Origin of the sequence: Paenibacillus sp. FSL R5-0713 (assembly GCF_037973325.1) — a bacterium.
Lineage (GTDB): Bacteria > Bacillota > Bacilli > Paenibacillales > Paenibacillaceae > Paenibacillus.
The window spans coordinates 2,250,548-2,273,295 of sequence record NZ_CP150229.1 but is presented as its reverse complement, the minus strand read 5'-3'; the positions used below and the strand labels follow the sequence as shown (position 1 = coordinate 2,273,295).

Annotated in this window: 23 protein-coding genes and 1 other RNA gene; 14 read left to right on the top strand and 10 right to left on the bottom strand. The window is 45.5% G+C overall.

Annotated elements, in window-relative coordinates; all coding sequences use genetic code 11:
• Positions 1-23 precede the first annotated feature (23 nt).
• Complete coding sequence (locus tag MKZ12_RS10420; protein ID WP_339260276.1) at positions 24-1,424, bottom strand: ammonium transporter; 1,401 nt, start codon at positions 1,422-1,424, stop codon at positions 24-26.
• Between the two features lie 352 nt (positions 1,425-1,776).
• Between MKZ12_RS10420 and MKZ12_RS10415 the strand changes: the two genes are divergently transcribed.
• Complete coding sequence (locus MKZ12_RS10415) at positions 1,777-2,205, top strand: MerR family transcriptional regulator (protein ID WP_017689377.1); 429 nt, start codon at positions 1,777-1,779, stop codon at positions 2,203-2,205.
• A 27-nt stretch (positions 2,206-2,232) separates the two neighbouring features.
• Positions 2,233-2,913: a zinc metallopeptidase gene (locus MKZ12_RS10410; protein ID WP_338593613.1), complete on the top strand. Its 681-nt coding sequence runs from the start codon at positions 2,233-2,235 to the stop codon at positions 2,911-2,913.
• 36 nt (positions 2,914-2,949) lie between these two features.
• On the opposite strand, the gene MKZ12_RS10405 is transcribed toward MKZ12_RS10410, so the two are convergent.
• Positions 2,950-3,861, bottom strand: a complete 912-nt coding sequence (locus tag MKZ12_RS10405; RefSeq protein ID WP_339241179.1) for a LysR family transcriptional regulator — start codon at positions 3,859-3,861, stop codon at positions 2,950-2,952.
• A 70-nt stretch (positions 3,862-3,931) separates the two neighbouring features.
• On the bottom strand, positions 3,932-4,558 hold the full coding sequence (locus MKZ12_RS10400; RefSeq protein WP_253433339.1) for a rhomboid family intramembrane serine protease: 627 nt from the start codon (positions 4,556-4,558) through the stop codon (positions 3,932-3,934).
• A 147-nt stretch (positions 4,559-4,705) separates the two neighbouring features.
• On the opposite strand from MKZ12_RS10400, the gene tpx reads away from it, so the two are divergent.
• Positions 4,706-5,224 (top strand): thiol peroxidase, encoded by a 519-nt coding sequence (tpx, locus tag MKZ12_RS10395; protein ID WP_339241177.1) that lies wholly within the window; start codon positions 4,706-4,708, stop codon positions 5,222-5,224.
• A gap of 72 nt (positions 5,225-5,296) precedes the next feature.
• Here the strand turns inward: tpx and MKZ12_RS10390 are convergent, their stop codons facing one another.
• The 4 genes from MKZ12_RS10390 to MKZ12_RS10375 form a co-directional block, all read right to left on the bottom strand.
• A complete protein-coding gene (locus MKZ12_RS10390) occupies positions 5,297-5,689 on the bottom strand; it encodes a DUF1499 domain-containing protein (protein WP_017689382.1) in 393 nt (130 codons plus the stop codon).
• 182 nt (positions 5,690-5,871) lie between these two features.
• Positions 5,872-6,063, bottom strand: a non-coding RNA gene (gene ssrS, locus MKZ12_RS10385) — 6S RNA.
• A 51-nt stretch (positions 6,064-6,114) separates the two neighbouring features.
• The gene (locus tag MKZ12_RS10380; protein WP_017689383.1) at positions 6,115-6,927 is read right to left on the bottom strand and encodes a DUF624 domain-containing protein; all 813 of its coding nucleotides are present in this window, start codon (positions 6,925-6,927) and stop codon (positions 6,115-6,117) included.
• Between the two features lie 206 nt (positions 6,928-7,133).
• Positions 7,134-8,720, bottom strand: coding sequence for a DEAD/DEAH box helicase (locus MKZ12_RS10375; protein ID WP_339241176.1), 1,587 nt, complete (start codon positions 8,718-8,720; stop codon positions 7,134-7,136).
• A gap of 304 nt (positions 8,721-9,024) precedes the next feature.
• Between MKZ12_RS10375 and MKZ12_RS10370 the strand changes: the two genes are divergently transcribed.
• From MKZ12_RS10370 to MKZ12_RS10355, 4 genes are all read left to right on the top strand, one after another.
• The gene (locus MKZ12_RS10370) at positions 9,025-9,846 is read left to right on the top strand and encodes a YitT family protein (protein WP_091017520.1); all 822 of its coding nucleotides are present in this window, start codon (positions 9,025-9,027) and stop codon (positions 9,844-9,846) included.
• Positions 9,847-10,019: 173 nt separating this feature from the next.
• Complete coding sequence (locus MKZ12_RS10365; RefSeq protein ID WP_029880762.1) at positions 10,020-10,208, top strand: hypothetical protein; 189 nt, start codon at positions 10,020-10,022, stop codon at positions 10,206-10,208.
• Positions 10,209-10,369: 161 nt separating this feature from the next.
• Positions 10,370-11,551 (top strand): putative glycoside hydrolase, encoded by a 1,182-nt coding sequence (locus tag MKZ12_RS10360; protein ID WP_339241173.1) that lies wholly within the window; start codon positions 10,370-10,372, stop codon positions 11,549-11,551.
• Positions 11,552-11,755: 204 nt separating this feature from the next.
• The gene (locus MKZ12_RS10355) at positions 11,756-13,108 is read left to right on the top strand and encodes an MATE family efflux transporter (protein ID WP_339261371.1); all 1,353 of its coding nucleotides are present in this window, start codon (positions 11,756-11,758) and stop codon (positions 13,106-13,108) included.
• A 90-nt stretch (positions 13,109-13,198) separates the two neighbouring features.
• On the opposite strand, the gene pfkA is transcribed toward MKZ12_RS10355, so the two are convergent.
• Together pfkA and MKZ12_RS10345 are read right to left on the bottom strand one after the other, a co-directional pair.
• Positions 13,199-14,170, bottom strand: coding sequence for a 6-phosphofructokinase (pfkA, locus tag MKZ12_RS10350; RefSeq protein WP_253433325.1), 972 nt, complete (start codon positions 14,168-14,170; stop codon positions 13,199-13,201).
• Between the two features lie 51 nt (positions 14,171-14,221).
• Positions 14,222-15,301: a tetraprenyl-beta-curcumene synthase family protein gene (locus tag MKZ12_RS10345; RefSeq protein ID WP_339241170.1), complete on the bottom strand. Its 1,080-nt coding sequence runs from the start codon at positions 15,299-15,301 to the stop codon at positions 14,222-14,224.
• A 179-nt stretch (positions 15,302-15,480) separates the two neighbouring features.
• On the opposite strand from MKZ12_RS10345, the gene MKZ12_RS10340 reads away from it, so the two are divergent.
• Together MKZ12_RS10340 and MKZ12_RS10335 are read left to right on the top strand one after the other, a co-directional pair.
• On the top strand, positions 15,481-16,821 hold the full coding sequence (locus MKZ12_RS10340) for a multi antimicrobial extrusion protein MatE (protein ID WP_339260274.1): 1,341 nt from the start codon (positions 15,481-15,483) through the stop codon (positions 16,819-16,821).
• A gap of 40 nt (positions 16,822-16,861) precedes the next feature.
• Positions 16,862-18,034, top strand: a complete 1,173-nt coding sequence (locus MKZ12_RS10335) for an MFS transporter (RefSeq protein WP_339260273.1) — start codon at positions 16,862-16,864, stop codon at positions 18,032-18,034.
• Between the two features lie 153 nt (positions 18,035-18,187).
• On the opposite strand, the gene MKZ12_RS10330 is transcribed toward MKZ12_RS10335, so the two are convergent.
• Positions 18,188-18,385 (bottom strand): cold shock domain-containing protein, encoded by a 198-nt coding sequence (locus tag MKZ12_RS10330; protein WP_017689394.1) that lies wholly within the window; start codon positions 18,383-18,385, stop codon positions 18,188-18,190.
• Between the two features lie 162 nt (positions 18,386-18,547).
• Between MKZ12_RS10330 and MKZ12_RS10325 the strand changes: the two genes are divergently transcribed.
• The 5 genes from MKZ12_RS10325 (at position 18,548) to MKZ12_RS10305 (ending at position 22,638) form a co-directional block, all read left to right on the top strand.
• On the top strand, positions 18,548-18,781 hold the full coding sequence (locus MKZ12_RS10325; protein ID WP_017689395.1) for a hypothetical protein: 234 nt from the start codon (positions 18,548-18,550) through the stop codon (positions 18,779-18,781).
• Positions 18,782-18,784: 3 nt separating this feature from the next.
• Positions 18,785-18,970, top strand: coding sequence for a hypothetical protein (locus MKZ12_RS10320; protein WP_047842378.1), 186 nt, complete (start codon positions 18,785-18,787; stop codon positions 18,968-18,970).
• A 214-nt stretch (positions 18,971-19,184) separates the two neighbouring features.
• Positions 19,185-20,975, top strand: a complete 1,791-nt coding sequence (gene pepF / locus MKZ12_RS10315) for an oligoendopeptidase F (RefSeq protein WP_339260272.1) — start codon at positions 19,185-19,187, stop codon at positions 20,973-20,975.
• A gap of 130 nt (positions 20,976-21,105) precedes the next feature.
• Positions 21,106-21,486, top strand: coding sequence for a lipopolysaccharide assembly protein LapA domain-containing protein (locus MKZ12_RS10310; protein WP_339260271.1), 381 nt, complete (start codon positions 21,106-21,108; stop codon positions 21,484-21,486).
• A gap of 111 nt (positions 21,487-21,597) precedes the next feature.
• Positions 21,598-22,638 (top strand): M42 family metallopeptidase, encoded by a 1,041-nt coding sequence (locus tag MKZ12_RS10305; RefSeq protein ID WP_339260269.1) that lies wholly within the window; start codon positions 21,598-21,600, stop codon positions 22,636-22,638.
• Positions 22,639-22,748: the final 110 nt, after the last annotated feature.

The window sequence follows — 22,748 nt, the reverse complement described above, 5'->3', positions numbered from 1 at the left end:
TGCATGTTTCAGCATTATCCAACTCAGGAGCTGAACGTACCACCATTGGATTTTGAATCTACGCTTTTCATTTGTTCAGGGTATCCGTAAGTACCGTGCTCACTGATATCCAGACCCATTGTTTCTTCTTCTTCAGTAACACGGATGCCCATGATCGCTTTCATTCCGCCCAGAATAATGAAGGACATCACCAGTACGAAGGCAAAAGCACCCGCCAGACCTAGAAGTTGTACGCCCAATTGGTGGAAGCCACCGCCATAGAACAGACCCGCTTGACCTACACCAGCATTCTCGGCAAGTTCAGGAGTAGCGAACAAACCTGTGGAAATCGCACCCCACATACCCGCAATACCATGTACGGAGAAAGCGTAGATTGGATCGTCAATTCCTTTACGATCGAAGTACTGTGCTGTGAAGAATGTGATGATACCCGCCAAAGCACCGATAACCAGCGCTGCCCAAGGCTCAACGAATGCACATGCCCCTGTAATCGCAACGAGTGCCGCAAGCACACCGTTTAACATGCTAGGAATATCTGACTTACCAAGTACTGCCCACGAGATTAACAGCGCAGCAACACCACCTGCTGCTGCAGCTACGTTAGTAGTCAATGCAACATAACCGAAGAATCCATCCCCCATGGCAGATAACGTACTACCTGGGTTGAATCCAAACCAACCGATCCAGAGGATAATAACCCCGAGTACCGAATACACTTGGTTGTGACCTGGAATGATGTTAGGTTTGCCGTCTTTGTTATATTTACCGATACGTGGTTTCAACAAGATGGTAGCTACCAATGCTGCAGTCGCACCAGTTAAGTGAACTACCGTCGATCCTGCAAAGTCTTGCATACCCAGCTCAGCCAACCAGCCGCCGCCCCATACCCAGTGAGCAACAACCGGATACATAATAATGGTATACAATGTACCAAACACGATATATACGCTCATCTTTGCACGTTCAGCCATACCACCGCAGGCAATGGCCAGAGATACCGCCGCAAAGGCGAGGTGGAATACAAATTTGATAGTCAGTGGAACATCGGAGAAAGCCAGTGATTCGAAGGAAGCAGCCATACTGTCTCCACTTAGGAAGAATCCGGTAGTTCCAAAAAATCCATTACCATTACCGAAGCCTAGACCAAAACCCAGCCCCCAGAAGGCAATAACTGAAATTCCCAATGTCAGGATGGTCTTACCTGCAATGTGTCCTGCATTCTTCATCCGTGTTGAACCCGCTTCGAGTAAAGCAAATCCCCCTTGCATCAAGAATACGAGTACCACAGCCAGAAACGTAAAGGCTGAGTTCAAACCACTTTGAAGTTCAATGTTAGTTGGACCCTCCGCAGCCGCAAATGCGCTGACCGGAAAAGCGAACAAAGTAAGCATTACTAACATGGAAACCAACCATTTCTTTCTCATATACCCCACTCCCTCTTATGTTAAGTTTCTTCACATAACGTGAAACTCTTAATGTCATTATAAGCAGAAGAGAGGAAAGTTGACAAGAGTATTTTCATCAAAACTGAAAATTATTTCTGGGAATAAAGTCATACGTCTTTTTCTTGCACTTAAGTACATAATCACATTCTATGAGTACATAGTTATAGAAATGCGGTATCCTGATCGCCAAAGCATAACGTTTGACTGTACGGTTAAAGATCATGTATCATACTTATTAGTAAGAAAAATTGGGCGTAGTATAGAAATTCGCAACTGGAAACTACAATTCCCTACATTTGAACTTGCAAGCGAGGTGAATATCATTGGGGATATGAAACTTTTTCGGATTGGCGAACTCGCCAAGACCGCTGGTGTAAGTGAACGGACGATTGATTATTACACAAAGCTTGGGTTGATCGCTCCCGAAGAACGTACACAAAAAAATTATCGTCTCTATAGTAATGAAACTTTAACGAGGCTTGAACGTATTGTACAGATGAAACAAGAGAAGTATAGTCTCGACGAGATTAAGCAATCTCTTGAGAAGTGGCGTCTGGTTAGTACAGAAGAACAAGTTGCCAGCAAATTGACAACATTGGAGCTTCACGTACAACAACTTGAGCGAGAGGTTAATGAACTCAAACCGCTACTTGGAGAGATGAAACCTGTACAAGCACGCAAAATGATGGCAGGACTTCTCACCAAAAGCGCCGGTACAATGGAGGCACTTAAAATCTTGCTTGAGAACACCATGATGTAGCTTATTTCAGAAAGCGGAGGAATGAATATGAGTTTTAATAACGGTATGTTCGTATTGATCATTATCGCCTTTTTGCTCTCTTTATGGGCGCAATTTCGCGTTAAAGGTACATTTAGACGTTGGTCAGAGGTCCCGAACCAAAACGGAATGACGGGTTACGATGCTGCTCGCCAGATGCTAGATGCTAACGGTCTGCATGATGTTCCAATTGAACCTGTACGCGGCACGCTCTCAGATCACTACGATCCGATCAATCGGGTTGTACGGTTATCAGAACCAGTATATTATGAAAACTCAATCTCAGCTGTTTCGGTAGCCTGCCATGAAGTTGGTCATGCCATTCAGCATAAAGAAAGTTATCCAATGCTGGCACTGCGTCACCGGATCTTCCCCATTGTGAATTTCGCATCCGGATTAGCTCCATTCCTGCTGATTGCAGGATTCCTCTTCAATGCCATGAACCTTGTAGGGATCGGTATCATCTTCTTCTCTGTAACTGTAGCATTCCAACTCATCACGTTACCGGTTGAGTTCAATGCGAGTAACCGCGCTAGAGAAATTATGGTATCTGAAGGGTACATCCGTAATGAAGAAGAAAAAGGTGTTGCAAAAGTCCTGAACGCCGCAGCCTTGACTTACGTCGCTGCAGCGTTGATCTCACTGCTTGAGTTGATTCGTTACATCGGAATCTTCAATAGCCGCGATTAATTGCATAGCTCATACAACAAAAACAATACCCCACCGTTAATCGGATGGGGTATTGTTCTGTTGTAAACCAAAATAATGAAGCAAAAATGAACGAAAGGACTGGGCAACCAGCGGCAACTTGTCATCTGCACGGTGAATTAACCCAATGGTCCGTGTTACTTTTGGATGGGAGATGGCGACATGTGCCGGTTGCAACGGGTTTGTCTGGAATAGCGCCATCTCAGGCAGGAGGCTGACCCCCATGCCCGCAGCGACCAATCCGCGGATCGTGTCGGTCTCTTCCCCTTCAAAAGCAATTTTGGGTGTAAAACCAGCTTCCAGACAGGCATGCCACACAATAGGACGAAGAGAATAACCTTTGCTAAACAATACAAATTTATCATCCTTGAGTTGTTCAAGCGCAATGGTCTCTTCACCAGCTAACGGGTGATTCGGAGGAAGGATGGCATGTAATTCTTCCGTGAGTACAATATCACCAGCCACTTGATCATGCTTCTCTGGAAAAGGAGAAATGAATGCCAAGTCTACCTCTCCCGATAACACGTCACGAATCAATGTAGGGAACATCCCCTGCTTGAATCTGAATTTCACGTTAGGGTAGCGCTGACGAAAAGCAGCTACAACGGAAGGAATGAGATGAATCCCCAGGCTATGCGGGAATCCAATGCGGATCTCCCCATGCTCCGGGTCAAGAAACTCATGAACTTCCCCGACTGCTTTGTCCAAATCTTTTAATATACCTTCAATTCGTTTGCAAAAAAGCTGTCCTACTGCAGTCAACTGCAGGTTTCGCCCCTTTTGCATAAAAAGGTCCACGCCCAGTTCTTCTTCCAGCTGATGAATCTGACGACTCACCGCCGACTGTGCCACATGCAGCTCTTCAGCAGCCTGTGTTACATGTTCCTTCTGTGCCACTTTCAAAAAGTAATGCAACTGTCTTAATTCCACTCGTCCTGATCGCTCCAATCTGTTATACCCTACTTATCCTTGACTGCATTCCATCTTGAGAACGTTCTGACTACCGCTTTAAGCTGCGAGGTTTCCACAACCTAATCAACAGTCCGTAAATAAAGAATCCACCCAACAATCCTCCGAGGTGCGCCATCCAATTGATGCCCGACATCGCGAAAGAGAATATGATCCCGAACAAAAGCAGCGTGTACATCGTTTTGCGCGAAGCCTCGTCCATCATCGTTCGTTGGAACAGCGCTACATACAGGAATGCACCATAGACGGCATAGATCGCTCCAGAAGCACCAACGGAGATGGTGATACTTCCAATCGAGTTGTACCATGCAACAGCAAGGATATTACCCAATACACCACCACCCAGATACAATACACCATACCTTACCGACCCGAGCAGACGTTCCATTGGTGGTGCAAATACAATTAACGCAAAGCTGTTAAACAATAAATGACTGAAGCCCGCATGCAGGAAGATTGATGTAATGTAACGCCACCACTCCTGTGCGAACAGTTCATGATTCGTAAGTGCCCCGAATTTCAGCAGCACCATATTGTTCGTTGAGCCACCGTTCACCGTTAACACAATAAACATCACAACATTGGCAATTAAAAAAATCGACGTCAAAGGGAAATACTTCAGATAACCTTTCCAGTTCTCATAGCGAATAAATATCATAAATTTCTTCTTTCACTCCACCCTGTTCAGATCGGACTTAATCTCTGATCCATCGTAATGGTACATGTCCGAATTGGACAATGCCTTTCATAAAAGATTATAATGGATTTTGGCACGGATCACCAATTTATAAGGAGGAACATTATTATGACACAAGAACGTACAGGCGCAGCCACATTCAAAGGCAACCCTATTACATTGATCGGACCCGAACTGAAAGTGGGCGATCAAGCACCTGATTTTACACTGAGCAAAAACCTGGTTGAAGATGCTTCCCTGAAAGACTACGCAGGCAAAATCAAATTAATCAGCGTTGTTCCTTCCCTGGATACTGGCGTATGCGATGCGCAAACTCGTCGTTTCAACGTTGAAGCTGGAGAACTGGGAGACAATGTTGTTGTCTTGACAGTAAGCGTTGACCTTCCGTTCGCTCAAGCCCGTTGGTGCGGGGCAGCTGGTGTTGACCGCGTAGTTACATTGTCAGACTACAAAACACGTTCTTTCGGTGAAGACTACGGCGTTCTGATCAAAGAATTCCAACTCGACATGCGCTCCATTTTTGTTTTGGATGCCGAAGACCGGATTACATATGTGGAGTATTTGCCTGAAATGACAGACTCCCCTAACTTCGAACAAGCCATTGCTGCTGTAAAAGCTTTGCTGTAGAAGTTACCACACGTTCAGAACAAAAGCGAGGAAGGTTAACCTTCACTCGCTTTTTGTTATTTATCATCTATTTCAATCATTCGCTTTATACTTGCTTAGCTTCTTGTCCAGTACGGAGAATAAGTTCATAATCGTGCGATAATTCGAACCCAAATCTCCAAGCGAACCACGTGAAGCTGAATACATATCCACCGCACTACGAACAGGACTTACCGAGATAATGGAAACTGTAATATCCATCGTCCGTCCAAAGGTAGTCCGCTTCTCCAGTATAACTTCTCCAACAGAAGGAACTTCGTGCAGCACTTTATAACCCGGAATTTTTTTGAGTGTTGAAGAAACCTCTTCCCAAGCTCTGTCTTTAGATAAGTTATAATACCGTGTTTTTAATTTGGGATCCTTGGCTCGATCGCTGGTCCCCTCCATGCTGCGGATGATACCGACGAGCGTTCTCTTTAAGGTCAAGACCCTTCCTCCTTTGATTGTAACCGTTCCATTTATGTATCTAAGTGTAACATTGTTCAAGTAGTAACAAAAGGGTAAGCATCATATTTATCACAAAACCAATCAAAAACCATCATCACAACTTAAAAACACCCTGAGATTCCTTCAGAAGAGGGAAAGTCAGGGTGCTGTACATGAAAATTTAGGAACCCGCCTATGCCGTCCGGCTACATTGTCTTATGAACCTGCTTGGCAGGTGGGTGACCGCAAAAATGCTTTTTGAAGTCCCCATGTCGTATAGACAGGGCTTTTCAGCAACATTCTGTGTTGATCTCCCGAAGACATCATCATTGGTTCAAAACAACGAATAACCGAAACGTACATCGCAGGATGTACAATTATTATATCCCTAACTGTGTAAAAAGTAAATGGCGATTCATCATGTTTTATTTTTGCAATGTAATGTTTTTGTCGTCTGATGGCTCAGATGTTTCACCATTCTCTGCTGATTGTTCAGCCAGCGCGGCAGCTTCCTCTTCTTCCTTCTTCAATTGCATCTTTTCCATCTGCTCCTGCATTTTGTTGAAGGTTGCGTAGAAGTTAAAGAACGCGAACCAGGCAATGATGCTGATAATGAAGAAGACGAACAAGACCGGATAACGGAAACCAATGTAGAACAGTAGTCCGCTTCCCAGCAATGTGGAAAATACACGGAATGGTCTGATCAGCGTTAACAGTACTGCATTTTTGATAATGAGTCCAATGGACATGTGATAATGTACAACCATTGAGAAAAAGTTAAAGAGTGATACAAATAACAAGAGAAGCAGTACAAGCATAATGATTCCCACGAGCTGCATGTTGCGGAACTGGGTCATGTACACCGTATAATCCAGATACATGATCGCGAACAACAATGTGTAAAAAATGCCCCCGATTAAACTTTGCTTGTAGTTTTCTTTGTAACCTACAAAGAACGTACGGAAGATCGGCACATCCGTATCTCCCATATTCCATTTACGAACAACCGTAAACAGCGCCGACGTCGCCGGGAATAGTGTAAGCGGTGCCACAATGGCTATAGCCCAGTTCATTTGCAATGATTCGTTGGCGAGGTTCTGCTGCATAACGAGCAGTTTCATAATCAAGAAAAACAAGAACGGAGACGAACAAATAGCCCACAACAGATTGGTTGCGGCCAGTCTCGTAATCCACTCTGTAAGCCGGTAGATCCCACCCATAGCTCCTTTAAATTCCAAACATTTCTCCTCCTCCGCAGCCTTGCGTATTACCTGAAGTCTAATATTAATATACCTTATTATAGATAGGAAAAGCCAGTACTTCCCGAAAAGAGATCAGCTCAGCCTTTGACCAGTGCTTTGCATAATCAGAAAAAAGAAAATAGCCATCTAAAAATAAAAAAATGGAGCAGTTGCCTGCTCCATTTCAAGTTCACACATTTATATTACTCGAAAGAGGAATCTTTTGCTGGACGACGTCCTTCGTTGGAGCTTGGACGAGGTTTGCGGTCACGGTTGTAACCACCTTCTCTGCTTCCGCCACCAGTGCTGCTGCCGCTGTTACGATCACGGTTGTAGCCACCACGTCCGCCGCCACCGCTGTTGCGATCACGGTTGTAGCCACCACCACTGCCGCTGCTGCGGTTACCGCTATAGCCAGATGGTTTACGTCCGCCAGAGCGAACATCCGGTTTGCGACGCTTCGCACGGATTGGATCTTCAGGAGTCAGGTCAACTTGAGCATCTTTTTTGTCACCTGTCAGGAGCTTCAGAGCAGCCGACAACAGTTGAACAGAATCATATTGCTCAAGCATTTGAATCGCGATACCTTTGTATTCGTTCAATTCGCCCGATTGTACGATTTCCAGCAAGCGTTCTGCTGTCAAACGTTGTTTTCCTTCAACAGCTTCTGCCATTGTTGGCAGTGGTTTACGTGGAATACGGTGACGTGTTACACGCTCAATGAAGTGCAAGTGATCAATCTCACGCGGTGTAACGAAGGACCAAGCAGCACCCTCTTTACCCGCACGACCTGTACGACCGATACGGTGAACATAGCTCTCCGGATCTTGCGGAAGGTCAAAGTTCACAACGTGAGTTACGCCGGATACATCGAGACCACGTGCAGCTACGTCTGTTGCAACGAGTACATCAATGCTGCCGTCACGGAACTTACGCATTACTGTATCACGTTGATTCTGGGAAAGGTCACCATGGAGACCATCAGCAGAATATCCACGTTTTTGCAGAGCTTCAGCCAATTCATCAACACGACGTTTGGTACGTCCGAATACGATCGCCAGTTCAGGAGATTCCATATCTAGCAAACGGCTAAGTGCTTCGAATTTTTGACGCTCAGGAACTTCAATGTAAGCTTGGTCGATCAATGGTGCACTTACTTGTTTAGGAATTACAGATACGTGTTCAGGGTTGTTCAAGAATTGTTGAGCCAATTTTTGAATGTTAGGAGGCATTGTTGCTGAGAACAGCATCGTTTGACGCTCGTCTGGTACTTGTTTCAGGATAGACTGAATATCCTCCATGAAACCCATATCGAGCATTTCATCTGCTTCATCCAATACAACAGTTTGTACATCATCAAGTTTGATTGTTTTGCGGTTGATGTGGTCAAGGAGACGTCCAGGTGTACCAATGATAATTTGTGGTTTTCTTTTCAGTGCGCGAATCTGACGAACGATATCTTGTCCGCCATAGATTGGCAGGGAGCGCAGACCTTTGAAGCGAGTGAGTTTTTCGATCTCTTCAGCAACTTGGATTGCAAGTTCACGTGTAGGTGCCATAATGAGGGCGCGGATTTTTTCGTCACTTTTAGTGATTTTGCTGATCAATGGAATACCGAATGCAGCTGTTTTACCAGTACCCGTTTGTGCTTGACCAATCAAGTCTCTTCCTTCAAGCGCCAAAGGAATTGATTTGGATTGGATTGGTGTTGCTTCTTCAAACCCGAGCTCAGTGATGGCTTGCAGCACCAGCGGTTCAAGATTGAAATCTGTGAAATTTAAATTTGTCAAAATTATTCATACTCCTTTTATATGGTGGACATGGTGGACAATCCACTTTGTTGTCTGTATTCTTAAGTAGCGTTAATATTTATAGGGTATCCCAACTGGGCAAATTATTTTCACGAACGATTATAATTCCATGAATGGGTCCCCAACATAAGACTAAAACTACATACATGTGTTTGAAACATTTCAAATTTTATCGTTCCATTTGGGAAAAGTTTCCTACTCAAGAATATCCACAAATCATTATATCACAAAACAATTCAAGATTACCAGCAATCTGGTTTTAAATATAAATGAGGTGATTAAATTGCCCAAAATAATTTGGCACTCTTTAGTGATCATTTTGGGTGCCGCAGCTATTGCTTGCGGCTTTAACTGGTTCTTGGTCCCCCATCAGCTTTTAAGCGGCGGGGTGTCCGGTATTTCAATGCTTCTGGGTTATTTTACAACGTTGAATCTTAGTATAATGTATTTTGTTCTTAACATTCCCCTGCTCATTGCAGGTTGGTTTATTCTTGGACGTCGTTTCATTACATTAAGTATTCTCTCGGTAGCAGCCACTTCTTGGTTCATTGCGCTTCTGCCTGTTTTTGCTGTGGCTACAGACCCTTTGCTTAGTTCTGTATTTGGCGGTGTGCTCATTGGAATGGGCACTGGCGTTTCCTTCCGCGTCGGCGGCTCCACAGGAGGACTCGACATTGTTGGGTCCATTTTCACACGTAAACGAGACTTTCCGATTGGTACAGTGATGGCCGGCATGAACGGTTCGATTATTATGCTTGCAGGATACCTGAGTGACAATTGGAATACAGCGTTGGCCTCCATGGTATCCATTTACATCACGGGCAAGGTGCTTGATCTGATCCATATCAGTCACGTCAAGGTAACCCTGTATATTATCACAAACGAAACCGAAGCCATGTTAAAAAAATTACTTGTTCGGCCTCGTGGAGTTACCAAAATTAAGACTCAGGGAGCATACACGGATATTGAAAAGGACATGCTCATGACCGTTACCACCCGCTACGAGCTGGTTGAAATTAAACGTATTATCAAGGATACCGATCCAAATGCTTTTGTTAACATAGTGGAAACGGTTGGTGTTATGGGCTCATTTCGCAGAAGTTAAGACACCTGTACGGTTAACAATTCACAACATTGTGGTATAATAACGGTGTACGGCTCCTAAATATGTTGTATAGCAGGTTCAACCCTTCAATTTCACAGGCCATATGCTTTCCCGAATGCACCGAATGACTTACCATTTTGGAATTCGAGTAGGAAAGGGTGATTAATGTGGATATGGAAACGGTAAAACTGTTTGAAATTGTCAACAGATGGTGCCCGGAAATGCTCCCTTTCTTGAAACCGAATGAACTCGACTCACTGATTGTCCTCCGGGATGGGCTGGGCATCCTGGAACAGGGAGACGCAATGGAAATCATTCAGTACAGTATTTGTGAGCATCAAAATGAGATTTACATTCAATAATTTTTTTCAGATTGATCACGCCGCTTTTTGCAGGGGATTTCCTCTGCAGGAAGCGGTTTTCATTTTTTCCATGTGTTTCATTACTTGCTTAATATGGTTAAAAGCCCGGAGGCTTTAATGTATAATTCATATATGGAATGCACATAAGGGAGTGGAAATGAATGAACATGTTTTTGGCTTTATTGGCTATGGCCTTTGGAAGCTTTGGTGGTACCCCCGCAGCAGCGGATCAGGGAAACCCCCAGTTCCAATCGTTAACCAACAGTTTTAACACCGCAATCATCCAATCTCAAAAAGATCAGGTCGTTATTGATGCTGATAACCCACCTGCCAAAATGGATCCTCAACCTGACGCACCTGTGGTCAAAGGTATTTACGTCACAGCCTACAGCGCTGGCGGGGCACGTATGAAAGAATTGCTGGAACTGACAGACAGTACCGAACTGAATGCCATGGTCATTGATATCAAAGACGATCTCGGATACATAACTTATCCCACAGAAAACAAAGCGCTACAGAAAATGGGCAAATCCCAACCCTTTATTCGGGATATCGATGCCTTGATGAAACGGCTGCAAAAACACGATGTCTACCCGATCGCACGTGTCGTTGTATTCAAAGATACGATTCTTGCCAAGAAGAATCCAGAGCTTTCCTTCCGAAATAAGGATGGATCTGTATGGGCCAATGGCAAAGGCGACAGCTTCGTGAATCCGTACAGCAAGGAAGTGTGGGACTATAATATCGAGATTGCAAAGGAAGCGGCCAAACTTGGATTCAAAGAAATTCAATTCGATTACGTTCGTTTCCCGGAAGGTTTCGAAACTCGGGCCGATGTACTAAAATATACCAAGTCCGACAAGTCACGGGTCGATGTTGTGGCTGAATTCGTGCAATATGCACGCAAGGAGCTCGCGCCGTTAGGTGTTCGTGTCTCAGTGGATATTTTCGGTTATGCCGCTTCTGTACCTGCAGCTGAAGGCATTGGACAAGATTTTGTGAAAATATCCGAAAATGTGGACGTCATCTCTCCGATGGTATACCCTAGTCACTATTCAACGGGATGGTATGGAGTGAAGGACCCTGACAAAGATCCTTACACCACCATCAAGGGCTCCATGGAAGACACACACAAGAAACTGGACCCTACCAAAGAGCTCAAACCCGTCATTCGTCCGTGGATTCAGGACTTTACGGCAAGTTGGCTCGGAAGTGGGCATTATATCAAGTATGGCAAGAAACAAGTGGAAGACCAGATTAGAGCGATGAAAGACATGGATGTGCATGAATATCTGCTCTGGAATGCGTCCAATCGTTATACATCCGGTGTACAATATGAGTAATCCGCACTTTTGCATATCTTTGTATTCATCCAACCTCGCTCCGCTTCAGGCGGAACGAGGTTTTTTATGCTTGCCTTTCTCGATTGTGCCTCTCTTCTGCTTCTGTCCCTATTCAAATCGGACAAAATCCACTACAATGAATAGCTGTCCAGATATGACACTTGGATGACATCACTTTAGAATAGCGAGGCACTGCCAGTGAACATGAACACAACAAGTTTTTCACAAAAAGTGAAGCAATTCCTGATTATATTTTTGCCCATCTTCACCACTCAAATCGCCCTCTCTGCCATGTCGTTCTTCGATACGAATATGTCAGGCAAGTTTTCCCCGGCCGACCTTGCAGGTGTTGCGATTGGCACAAGTCTGTGGATGCCAGTTCAAACTGGACTAAGCGGCATTCTAATTGGCATAACCCCCGTTGTCTCTCATCTGTTAGGTTCCAAACGTAATGATCAGATCGGATATAACGTCATACAGGCGTTGTATCTTGGCATTGCTGTCAGTCTAGTCGTTATCGGAGCCGGGGCCTTGTTACTTGGCCCTATACTAAACGGAATGCCTTTGGAACCTCACGTTGCCCAAGTGGCCTTTTATTTTCTGTGTGCACTCGCTTTTGGCATTATCCCACTCTTCGGGTATACCGTGCTGCGCAGCTTCATGGATGCACTTGGTCAGACGCGAACGACAATGTTCATTACACTGGTCTCGCTACCCGTTAATATCTTGCTGAATTACCTGCTGATATTCGGCCGCTGGGGCTTTCCCCAATTGGGCGGCGTTGGTGCTGGAGTTGCTACAGCTTGTACGTACTGGCTCATCTTTCTCATTAGTCTCTTTTTTGTCCATCGGATGGAGCCTTTCGCTCAATACGGTATTTTCCGTCAGTGGACCCGCGTATCCCTGGCCAAATGGAGAGAGTTACTCAAGATCGGGGTTCCGATTGGATTCGCGACTTTTTTCGAAACGTCCATCTTCGCTGCGGTGACTTTAATGATGAGCCGATTTGATACCACAACGATCGCTGCCCATCAGGCGGCTCTGAACTTCGCTTCTACGCTCTACATGCTGCCTGTGAGCATATGTATGGCTCTTACGATCCTTGTAGGTTTTGAGGCAGGTGCAGGGCGTCTGAAAGATGCCAAACAGTACAGTCTGCTCGGCATTGGTGGAGCCATCGGACTCTCCCTGCTGACAGCCATCGTGTTGATTGTGTTCGGTGAACAGATTGCAGGTGTGTACTCAAACGATCGAGAGGTCATTGCACTTACGCAGCATTTCCTCATTTACGCCATTTTCTTTCAGATCTCGGATGCCATTGCTACACCGACCCAGGGAGCATTGCGTGGCTACAAAGATGTGAATCCGGCACTAATCATTACGTTCATAGCTTATTGGATTATTGGCTTGCCTGTTGGTTATCTAACGGCTACATATACTTCTCTCGGTGCCTTTGGATACTGGATCGGACTCATTGCCGGCCTTGCTGTAGGAGCAACAGCGCTTCTCTGGAGACTCTTTCGGATACAAAAACATGCCGCACTGCGCAAGGCGTAATATTAATATTCACTTCCGTAAAAACGTAAAACAACAAAAAGAGCACAATCCTCGTTCATGCGGGATTGTGCTCTTTGCTTATGAATCGAATTATTGGGACAAACGTTGCGCAAGCTCGTAAGTCTCCATATCAAAATCTTTTTTCGTGTTAACGACTTTATCAATATCCGTCAGGGTAAGTTCACCCTTGATAATGCCACAACCTTTGTCTGTCTCGCCTGCGATCAGACTACGAACAGCGAAGTCGCCCAGACGGCTCGCCAAGTTACGGTCGAAAGGTGTTGGCGTACCCCCACGCTGAATATGACCCAGAACGGTTACACGCGGCTCATATGTCGGGCAACGTTCCATCAGTTCTTTCGCCACATCCTCACCCTTGCCCACGCCTTCTGCAACGATGATAATACTGTGACGTTTACCATGTGCAAAGTTAGCTTTCATCCGATCTGCCACTTCGTCCATGTCAAACGGAACTTCCGGCACAAGAATGGTTTCAGCACCCGAAGCAAGTCCGGCATGCAGAGCAATATCCCCACAGTGACGACCCATAACCTCAACGATGGAAGAACGTTCGTGTGAAGACATCGTATCACGCAATTTGTTTACTGCGTCAACTACTATGCTTACAGCTGTATCAAATCCGATCGTATAGTCGGTGAATGAAATATCATTATCAATTGTTCCTGGCAGACCCATTGTGTTAATGCCCAGTTTGCTCAGTTTGTTTGCTCCGTTGTAGGAACCGTCTCCACCGATAACAACCAGACCGTCAATGCCACGTGCACGCAGAATGTCCGCACCTTTTTGCTGGCCTTCAGCTGTGTAGAACTCCTTGCAACGTGCCGATTGAAGAACCGTTCCCCCACGTTGGATGATATCCCCTACACTCCGCAAATCCATTGGGAAAATGTCATTATTCAAGAGACCTTGGTATCCACGTTGAACTCCATATACTTCGAGACCGTGAAACAGTCCGCTGCGAACAACCGCACGAACGGCCGCGTTCATCCCCTGTGAATCACCACCGCTCGTTAACACTGCGATTTTCTTTACTGCTGTCATGATGTTTCTTCCTCCTCTAGTTTCACTTCAGGCTCCGCAATTACACCTGACTTACATATTTTTCCGTATCCAGCGACTGAAAATGAAGAAAAATATTCTCGTCATCGGACTATTCTTCATCAGACGTTTGGATACGACGCGAACTTCCTGCTGTTCGCTGACTTTGGGATCAGACAGGTAAATGGCAATCAGTCCTTCGATGATCATCCGGTGAAAGGAGCTTCCCGGGATCTTCTGCACATCGCTGCGTGCCATCTCCACAATAAAAGCAATTCTGTCCAGCATGGTCTCTACATTCTCATAATAGTTGCAGAAGTTGAGATCTCCCCCGATGCGGTCCTCATCCTGATCAATTAAATAATCGAGCATAATGTGCAATGCGCATACATGTGGGAAATAGGCCGTGTGGATCGAGGCCGCTTGCTCTTCAGTCAACTGATCGTCACTCGCAGCCAGAAACAGCATGAAAACGCCCAGTGTAGAGCCAGTCGCAGCAGCAAATTCGTTCCAACGAAACTGAGGTGTACGATGACGATGCTTCGACCACCATTCGAGCAGTGCCGTTTCTCTCAGTTCCGGCTTGATATGCTTATATACCTGCAGGTCCGTGTATAGACCTGCCAGATCCTGAATTTGGGGCTTGGCGGACGCATAGCCTGGTAACTGACGGGTCAGTTCCTGACATGTGGTCACCAGATTCCGCAGATATCCACCGTCATCCTGCTCCTCACGGAGGGCATAATAATTGACGGGAATTGCTTCGGGATCTACCGCATCAAGCATAGATTGATGGAGAAGACGAAAGTCATCCGGGTCCATCGATGTGCTGCGGTCGCACAGATTGTCCAAATAATCACTAATAGTCTGATATGAAACGATCAGCGGAATCAGAATGTGTCTGTTGGGCAAATCAGCTAACGCGTAGACGGTTCCGCCTTCACAGTGAAACTGTTTATCCTTTAGACTGGCAAGTGCCTGCGTACGCAATTCCTCATTCGGAATTGCCTCAGCCTGAGCACGCCATCCATTCAATGCCTTCCGTGTTTCCGGAATGGTGTATTTGTACACCCCTCTCATCAATGCCAGCGGTCCACGCGGATATTGATGACGTTTTCGATTTGATTGGCTCAAAATAAATGTGCCTCCACTTGGTTGAATACGTATTAGAGCGATTTTTAACCATTCCTATTATAATATGATCCCCTTAATTGTACAAATGATCTGCCGCATATTCCGCGCAAAAAATCGCATCCGCGCTCAAAGCTTTGTGATATACTAGGCATATTTCATCCATCAAAGGAGTCGTTGACATGTCGTCAAGTGAATCACTTTCGTGGAGACGGTTATTTTCTTTTTTTGTGCCACTTGGCATTTCCGCCTCTCTCGTCACCATTTCTCACGTCATTATAAACAGTACATTAGCACGTTCCGCTCATCCCGAGACGGTGATTGCCAGCTATGCCATCGCCGGTAGCTTGTTAACCCTCACGGAACGCCCCTCCACCCTGCTGCGGCAAACCTGTTCCGCACTGGTTCGCGATCGCCTATCCTTTCAGGCCCTCACGTTTGTGACCAAAATATTTCTTGCCTGTGTACTTCTTATTGGTTTTCTGATCGTATATTCTCCCGTGGGTACCGGGGTGTTCAAATATCTGTTTGGTGTAAGTCCTGATCTGCTGAACAAAGTCATCGACGTATATGAAATTCTCATGTATGTGAGTATCTTCTCAGTGATCCGCAACATCTATCAGGGGATCATCATTACGAATAACCGAACCAAGTGGTTAACCATCGGCATGATATTCCGTTTAGCCGGCATGTACGGCCTATCCCTGTATTTCATCTACACAGACAGCATTGACAGTGGACGTGTAGGCGCTATCATTTTTGCTGCGGGCATGATGATTGAAGCGCTGGTCAGCTTTTTGGAGGGAAACAGCATTAAGCGCAAGATGCCAGCCAAACTTGAGGATCATCCCGTCGAGAGCAGGGGAGACGTATTTCGCTTTTATAAACCGCTGCTGCTATCCAGCTTTGTAGCCCTGTTTATAGGACCCGTCATTAACATCGTACTTGGCAAAACGACCGGGATCGCACTGGCCATTTCTTCCTTTGCCATAGCAAGCAGTCTGATGCAGTTGATGGTAAGCTTCTTTACATACATCCATCAGATCGTGTTGAATTTCTACCTTGTGGACGCCAAACTGGTACGAAAATTTGCACTTGTCACCGGATTTATTCCGTTTGCGATAATGGTGTCGATTGCCTATACCCCCTTGGGGCCCTGGGTACTTGAAAATGTCATGAGCGTTCAGGGTGAACTGTTAAAACAAAGTCTGTGGACACTGCGTGCGTTCGTCTTATTTCCGCTGATCTTCCCTTTTCTGGATTTCAGTAACGGCCTCATTCTGCTTCGCGGTCAGACGAAAACGATGTTTCGTTCGCAAACGGCGAATGCAATCTGCACGGTAATCGTGCTGCTTATTCTTGTTAGTATTTTCCCTGCATGGAACGGCATGATTGGCGCTGTAGCCCAATCCCTTGGCCTGCTCGCCGAACTTACTATTGTTTGGCTTGTCATCCGACGCACGCAGAAAGAACCTACAATGTCCACACCACCTACTGGTAAATCACCCTCCCTAAAAGGGTAATAAAATTATTGAACTGTTATCAGGATTGGAGTCTCTCATCATGAAATTAGGTCACAACGCCCGCCCGGATCAGAACTGGCTGCGGGCTCTCATGTTCACCATTTTCGGTTCCACCGTTCTAGTGGTTTCCTACTTCCAGCTTTACTTCAGTCATCTGGGCTTCAGTCGGGCTGAGATTGGTTACCTCTACGGCATTGGTCCTCTCATCTCCGTGTTCTCCAATATGTTCTGGAGCATGGCCAGCGACCGTTACCAAACAGTACGCAAAGTGATGATCATTCTGCTTGGTGGTCAATTGATTACAGGAGTCATGCTCGCCAATGCAACAACCTTCGGTCAGGTATTTGTACTTGTCACCCTGTTTTACTTTTTCTATTATCCGGTCTATCCACTCTCTGATACGATGGCGATTACAACGGCCAGCAAGTACGGTCGAAATTTCACTTCCATTCGGGTCTTCGGATCGATCGGATATGCCTTCTTTGCATTAAGTATCGGGTATTTCCTTGGATCTTTTGGTCCAGCATGGACGATCTGGGTATGCGTTGGTCTTGCGGCCACTACACTGTTAATCAGTTTTCAATTGAAGGATCAACCTTCGGGAACTAGTAGCAAGATGGATCTATCGGGGCTATGGGCTATTTTGAAACGCAGAGATGTACTCACCTTTTTTGGCTGTGTATTTTTGCTTGCCATGGGGCATCGGATGAACGAAGCTTTTCTTACCATCACGCTGAAAGAGCTGGGTGCCAGTGAAGGGCTGATCGGTTGGTCTTTGCTGATCTCTTCTGTAAGTGAGATTCCCATATTTCTGCTGCTCAGCAAGTATGGAAACCGTTATAAGGAACTGCCGCTCATTGCTTTTGCTGCGCTGATGTACACGGTTCGTTTGCTTCTGATGTCCATATCCGATACACCGGCAGCTGTCGTTGCCATTCAGACGATGCACAGTGTGACCTTCGGTATTTTCTACGTTACGGCAGTCCGTTATATCATTCGTCTGGTTCCGGACGGTTACAGGGCTACGGGTATGGCTTTGTTCACTATTGTCTGGTCCAGTGCTTCGGGACTGCTTAGTGGAACGTTGGGTGGACTGTTGCTGGAACACGCGGGCAGACAAACCTTCTATCTCACCGCTATGGCGTTCTCTCTGGCTGCACTGATCGGTTTCGGATTAAAGTTATGGTCCAGCATGACCAATCGTGTGTCTTGAACACACAAGACACCTGCACCATCTTCAACCGTGATTTACATCGTAAATTGAGAATCAAAAAAAGCACAGCCTCCCTTGGGGGACTGTGCTTGGGTTCTTAATATTCAGCTACAAATTTATCATGTATAAGAAGTCCGTTGACCGGATAAATTCTTACAGTTTGTTTACGTTAGCTGCTTGAGGACCACGGTTTCCATCAGTGATTTCGAATTCTACCGCTTGACCTTCTTCCAATGTTTTGAAGCCGTCTCCTTGGATTGCGGAGAAATGTACGAATACGTCCTCGCCGCCTTCAACTGAAATAAAGCCATAGCCTTTTTCTGCGTTAAACCATTTAACTGTACCTTTCAAATGAAAAACCTCCTAAAAATATCGCCATCTATGGCGAATACCCTCATTATACTGTATGGGCTTCCATTTTGCAATTTAACTTTCCATAAATGTCGAAAAAATTTGCTTTGAATCGTAGGGTACGGTATCATTTTACCAAAACCGTTAGTTTGGAGACTACCTATGATAAAAAAACATGAAATATACAAAACAGACAAGTGGAATATGATGACCGTTGAAGTTCAAGGCAAATATCTCGTACTGCGAGAAATTTCGGAAGAGTGGGGCGAAGAATGCCATACTTTCCTTAGTCGTCCTGCCTTAATGCACTGGGCTGAACGCCGTTTCCCAAAAGCAGATTTTGAGAACCGTGAGGATGAATGGCGTCAATTGATGGCTGCCTTCAAAGGGGTCTAACCCATGCAGCTTGACTCAAGCAATGTCGTCATTTTTATTATCCTTGCCTTCTCCCTTGGTATTGTGCTTATTCTGGGACGCAATTCTATCCCGGATCGACTGAGACGTGGAATGGCGCTTATTGCTACCCTGCTCATTTGTTTCGCCTTTTTCCTGATCGTTTATTTTCTGTATAACATGGGAACCTAATCACAAAGAACCGTGATACTCAAATATTTCAGCGTGCCTAAGGTCATACTATACGAGATTATTCGTATTGTAAGGAGGAAGGCCGTTGAAATACCAGAAATCGCTATCTGTTATACTGGTACTTAGTCTGATTCCTTCGTCTCTCTCCGCACAGGCAAGCGAGACGAAGGCAGCTTCGTCCAACCATTCATCAGATTATCAAAGGAGGATTTCCATGAGTCAATTATTGAAACGTTCCGAGGTGCCGGCTGAGCATAGCTGGAAACTGGAAGATTTATTTGCCGATCAGAAAGCCTGGGATCAGGAATATGAAGAAGTATCGTCTTTGACCAAGAAGGCCTCCGAATTTCAAGGTAAACTGGGTCAACCTGATGTACTCAAATCTTGCTTCGAGTTCGAAGATGAGATCAGCCTCAAAATAGAACGCCTTTTTGTATACGCACGTATGCATCAAGATGAAGACACAGCTAATCCTACATATCAAAACCTGTCCCAAAAAGCCCAGAAATTAGGCGTACGGGTTGGTGAAGCACTCTCTTTTGTCACTCCAGAGATTCTCTCCCTTCCGGATGATCAGTTGGACGCGTTTATCGCCAACGAAAAACTCTCTGCTTATACGTTTACTCTTGAAGAGATGAAACGGGAAAAAGCGCATGTTCTTAGCCAAGCGGAAGAGGCTTTGCTTGCACAGGTAGGCAACCTTTCGCAAGCACCACAGACCATCTTCAGCATGCTGAATAACGCCGATCTCAAGTTTCCAAGAATCAAGGATGAACATGGTAAAGAAGTCGAGCTGACACACGGCAGCTACATTCAGTTCCTTGAGAATCCTAATCGTGAAGTTCGTGAACGTGCCTTCAAGGCGGTATATGAAACCTATGCCAAACAGAAGAACACGATTGCGGCTGCCTTGAATGCAAATGTAACCAAAAATATGTTCTATGCTAATGTTCGGAAGTACCCTTCCGTAATGGAAATGTCCTTATATGGAGATAACATCCCAACGGATGTGTATACGAATCTGGTAGACACGATTCACGAAAGCCTTCCGTTATTGCATCGTTATATGAATCTGCGCAAAAAGTTGCTGGGCGTGGATCAATTGCACATGTATGACCTGTTCGCTCCACTCGTAGACGAATACAAAATGGATATCACCTATGACGAAGCGAAACAAACCGTTAAAGACGGTCTGAAACCACTCGGCAAGGACTATGCAGATGCATTGCAGACTGGATATGATAACCGCTGGATCGATATATACGAGAATGAAAATAAACGCTCAGGCGCATATGCCTGGGGCGCGTACGGCACTCACCCGTATGTCTTGTTGAATCACAAAGATAACCTGAACAGCATGTTCACCCTTGCTCATGAAATGGGTCACGCTCTGCATTCACATTACTCGGATACAGCACTTCCGTATCGTGATGCCCAGTACACCATCTTCCTAGCTGAGGTTGCATCCACAACCAACGAAGCGTTATTGATGGATTATCTGCTTAACAAATCAACAGATCCAAAGGAAAAATTGTATCTGTTAACTTATTACGCAGACCAATTCCGTACAACGGTATTCCGTCAGACCATGTTTGCTGAATTTGAGAAAATCATTCACGAACGCGCGGAACAAGGTGAAGCATTAACACCACAATTGTTATCCGAGATCTATTATGATCTGAACGTTAAATATCATGGTAAGGACATGGTTGTTGACAGAGATATTGAGATGGAATGGGCTCGTATTCCCCACTTCTATAACAGCTTTTACGTATATAAATATGCTACTGGCTTCTCCGCAGCGACCAGCTTCTCCAAGCAAATCCTGGAAGAGGGCCAGCCGGCTGTTGACCGGTATCTCGGTTTCCTGAAGAGCGGGGGCAGTGACTACTCCATTAACATTCTGAAAAAAGCAGGCGTGGATATGTCTACACCACAGCCAATTCGTGAAGCCATGAGTGTGTTCAAGGAATTGATTGAACAGATGGAGGAACTAACCAAGTAAGGTTAACGTTCCATGTGACCTGCATCCCTTGCCCGTTGGGCAAGGGATTTTACAATCATTGAAAGATGCAACATACTCGAATATGGGTAATGCATACTAGTTCTCAATTGTTCAACAAGGAGGCAACACCATGAAAATGCAATGGGCACTCATAGCAGGTCTTGTTTTTGCACTGCTCACAGGAATCTTTGCGGTTATTAACGTTGATTCTGTTCAGGTTAACCTGTTATTTAGCACGGTTCAAATCCCGCTGATTTTGCTGATCCTCGGCTGCACCCTGATCGGTGGGATTATTGTAGGTTCATATGGCATCTATCGCCAATACCGACTGCAACGCGAGAACAAGCAATTGAAATTGCGTGTATCTGAATTGGAAAGTTCGGCTGCAAGCAACTCTTCGTTCGATTCATTCAAATCGATGGATTCGCTTGACTCAACTGAACCGGACAGCCTATTGGAGAATGATTCGATCCAGAGTCATCACAAAGGAAATCCTACCGGGACATTGTAACCAACAGAATCAGCCTGCTGGCGAGTCAGGAATGGTAGTATCACATTCACTCCCCCAGACAGGCTGTATTTGTTTCACACCATACCCACGTTTCAAGGAGGAAATTACACAATGAGTTATACCATTGATGAATCTTACGTTCTGTCTTTTCTGAAAAAATTGCTGGATACACCAAGTCCAAGCGGCTACACCCATCATATTATCGAGATGATTAGCCAAGAAGCTCAATCACTGGGCATCACTTGTGAGCTCAATAATAAGGGTGGTGCCGTGCTTACTTTGCCAGGGCAGGATTCATCCAAGACGATTGCTCTGAGTGCCCATGTGGATACGCTAGGGGCCATGGTACGCTCCATTACATCCCACGGCACCTTGAAATTGACTTCTGTCGGTGGATTTACCATGCAAAGTATCGAAAACGAATATTGCAGCATACATACTCGGGACGGAAAGACATACACAGGCACCATTCTCTCCCTTCACCCGTCTGTACATGTATATCCAGATGCACGTACCTTTGAACGGACCGAGAGCCATATGGAAGTGCGAATTGATGAAGTTGTCTCCTCCAAGGATGATGTGTTAAAACTCGGGATCGCTGTTGGTGACTTTATCTCCTTTGATGCTCGTGCAGTTATTACCCCAAGCGGTTATATCAAATCACGTCATCTGGACGACAAAGCCAGTGTAGCTGCATTGTTCGGCATCCTTGAGTCTGCCCATCGCGAAAGCTGGAAACCAATACATAATGTTTCTCTGCTCATCTCTAACTACGAAGAAGTCGGACATGGTGCCTCGTATATCCCTGCAGAAATCAGTGAAATGATCGCTGTAGACATGGGAGCCATGGGCGATGATCTGAGTTGTAAAGAAACCGATGTATCCATATGTGCCAAAGATTCTTCTGGACCGTATGACTACGATATGACCAGTCGTCTCATTGAACTGGCCAAACAAGATGGGTTGGATTACGTTGTGGACATCTACCCCCACTATGGCTCAGATGGAAGTGCAGCACTACGCGGAGGAAACAATATCCGGGCAGCACTGATCGGACCGGGCGTTCACGCATCTCATTCCATGGAGCGCACACATAAGGATGCTGTCTTGAATACGGCACGCTTGCTCGCTGCCTACATTACAACGAAGTAAAACAGAATCATCCATCTACGAAAAAATCGTGAATAACATCCATATGTACGTCTAAGCAAAAGGACACTTCCAAGCACAGCCATTCGGTGCGATCGGAAGTGTCCTTTGCT

What these genes read in the sequence shown, in the direction of transcription:
- MKZ12_RS10420 (WP_339260276.1), bottom strand. Translation starts at nt 1,424, where the DNA reads ATGAGAAAGAAATGGTTGGTTTCCATGTTAGTAATGCTTACTTTGTTC.
- MKZ12_RS10415 (WP_017689377.1), top strand. Translation starts at nt 1,777, where the DNA reads ATGAAACTTTTTCGGATTGGCGAACTCGCCAAGACCGCTGGTGTAAGT.
- MKZ12_RS10410 (WP_338593613.1), top strand. Translation starts at nt 2,233, where the DNA reads ATGAGTTTTAATAACGGTATGTTCGTATTGATCATTATCGCCTTTTTG.
- MKZ12_RS10400 (WP_253433339.1), bottom strand. Translation starts at nt 4,558, where the DNA reads ATGATATTTATTCGCTATGAGAACTGGAAAGGTTATCTGAAGTATTTC.
- tpx (WP_339241177.1), top strand. Translation starts at nt 4,706, where the DNA reads ATGACACAAGAACGTACAGGCGCAGCCACATTCAAAGGCAACCCTATT.
- MKZ12_RS10365 (WP_029880762.1), top strand. Translation starts at nt 10,020, where the DNA reads ATGGAAACGGTAAAACTGTTTGAAATTGTCAACAGATGGTGCCCGGAA.
- MKZ12_RS10360 (WP_339241173.1), top strand. Translation starts at nt 10,370, where the DNA reads ATGAACATGTTTTTGGCTTTATTGGCTATGGCCTTTGGAAGCTTTGGT.
- MKZ12_RS10355 (WP_339261371.1), top strand. Translation starts at nt 11,756, where the DNA reads ATGAACACAACAAGTTTTTCACAAAAAGTGAAGCAATTCCTGATTATA.
- pfkA (WP_253433325.1), bottom strand. Translation starts at nt 14,170, where the DNA reads ATGACAGCAGTAAAGAAAATCGCAGTGTTAACGAGCGGTGGTGATTCA.
- MKZ12_RS10340 (WP_339260274.1), top strand. Translation starts at nt 15,481, where the DNA reads ATGTCGTCAAGTGAATCACTTTCGTGGAGACGGTTATTTTCTTTTTTT.
- MKZ12_RS10335 (WP_339260273.1), top strand. Translation starts at nt 16,862, where the DNA reads ATGAAATTAGGTCACAACGCCCGCCCGGATCAGAACTGGCTGCGGGCT.
- MKZ12_RS10325 (WP_017689395.1), top strand. Translation starts at nt 18,548, where the DNA reads ATGATAAAAAAACATGAAATATACAAAACAGACAAGTGGAATATGATG.
- MKZ12_RS10320 (WP_047842378.1), top strand. Translation starts at nt 18,785, where the DNA reads ATGCAGCTTGACTCAAGCAATGTCGTCATTTTTATTATCCTTGCCTTC.
- pepF (WP_339260272.1), top strand. Translation starts at nt 19,185, where the DNA reads ATGAGTCAATTATTGAAACGTTCCGAGGTGCCGGCTGAGCATAGCTGG.
- MKZ12_RS10310 (WP_339260271.1), top strand. Translation starts at nt 21,106, where the DNA reads ATGAAAATGCAATGGGCACTCATAGCAGGTCTTGTTTTTGCACTGCTC.
- MKZ12_RS10305 (WP_339260269.1), top strand. Translation starts at nt 21,598, where the DNA reads ATGAGTTATACCATTGATGAATCTTACGTTCTGTCTTTTCTGAAAAAA.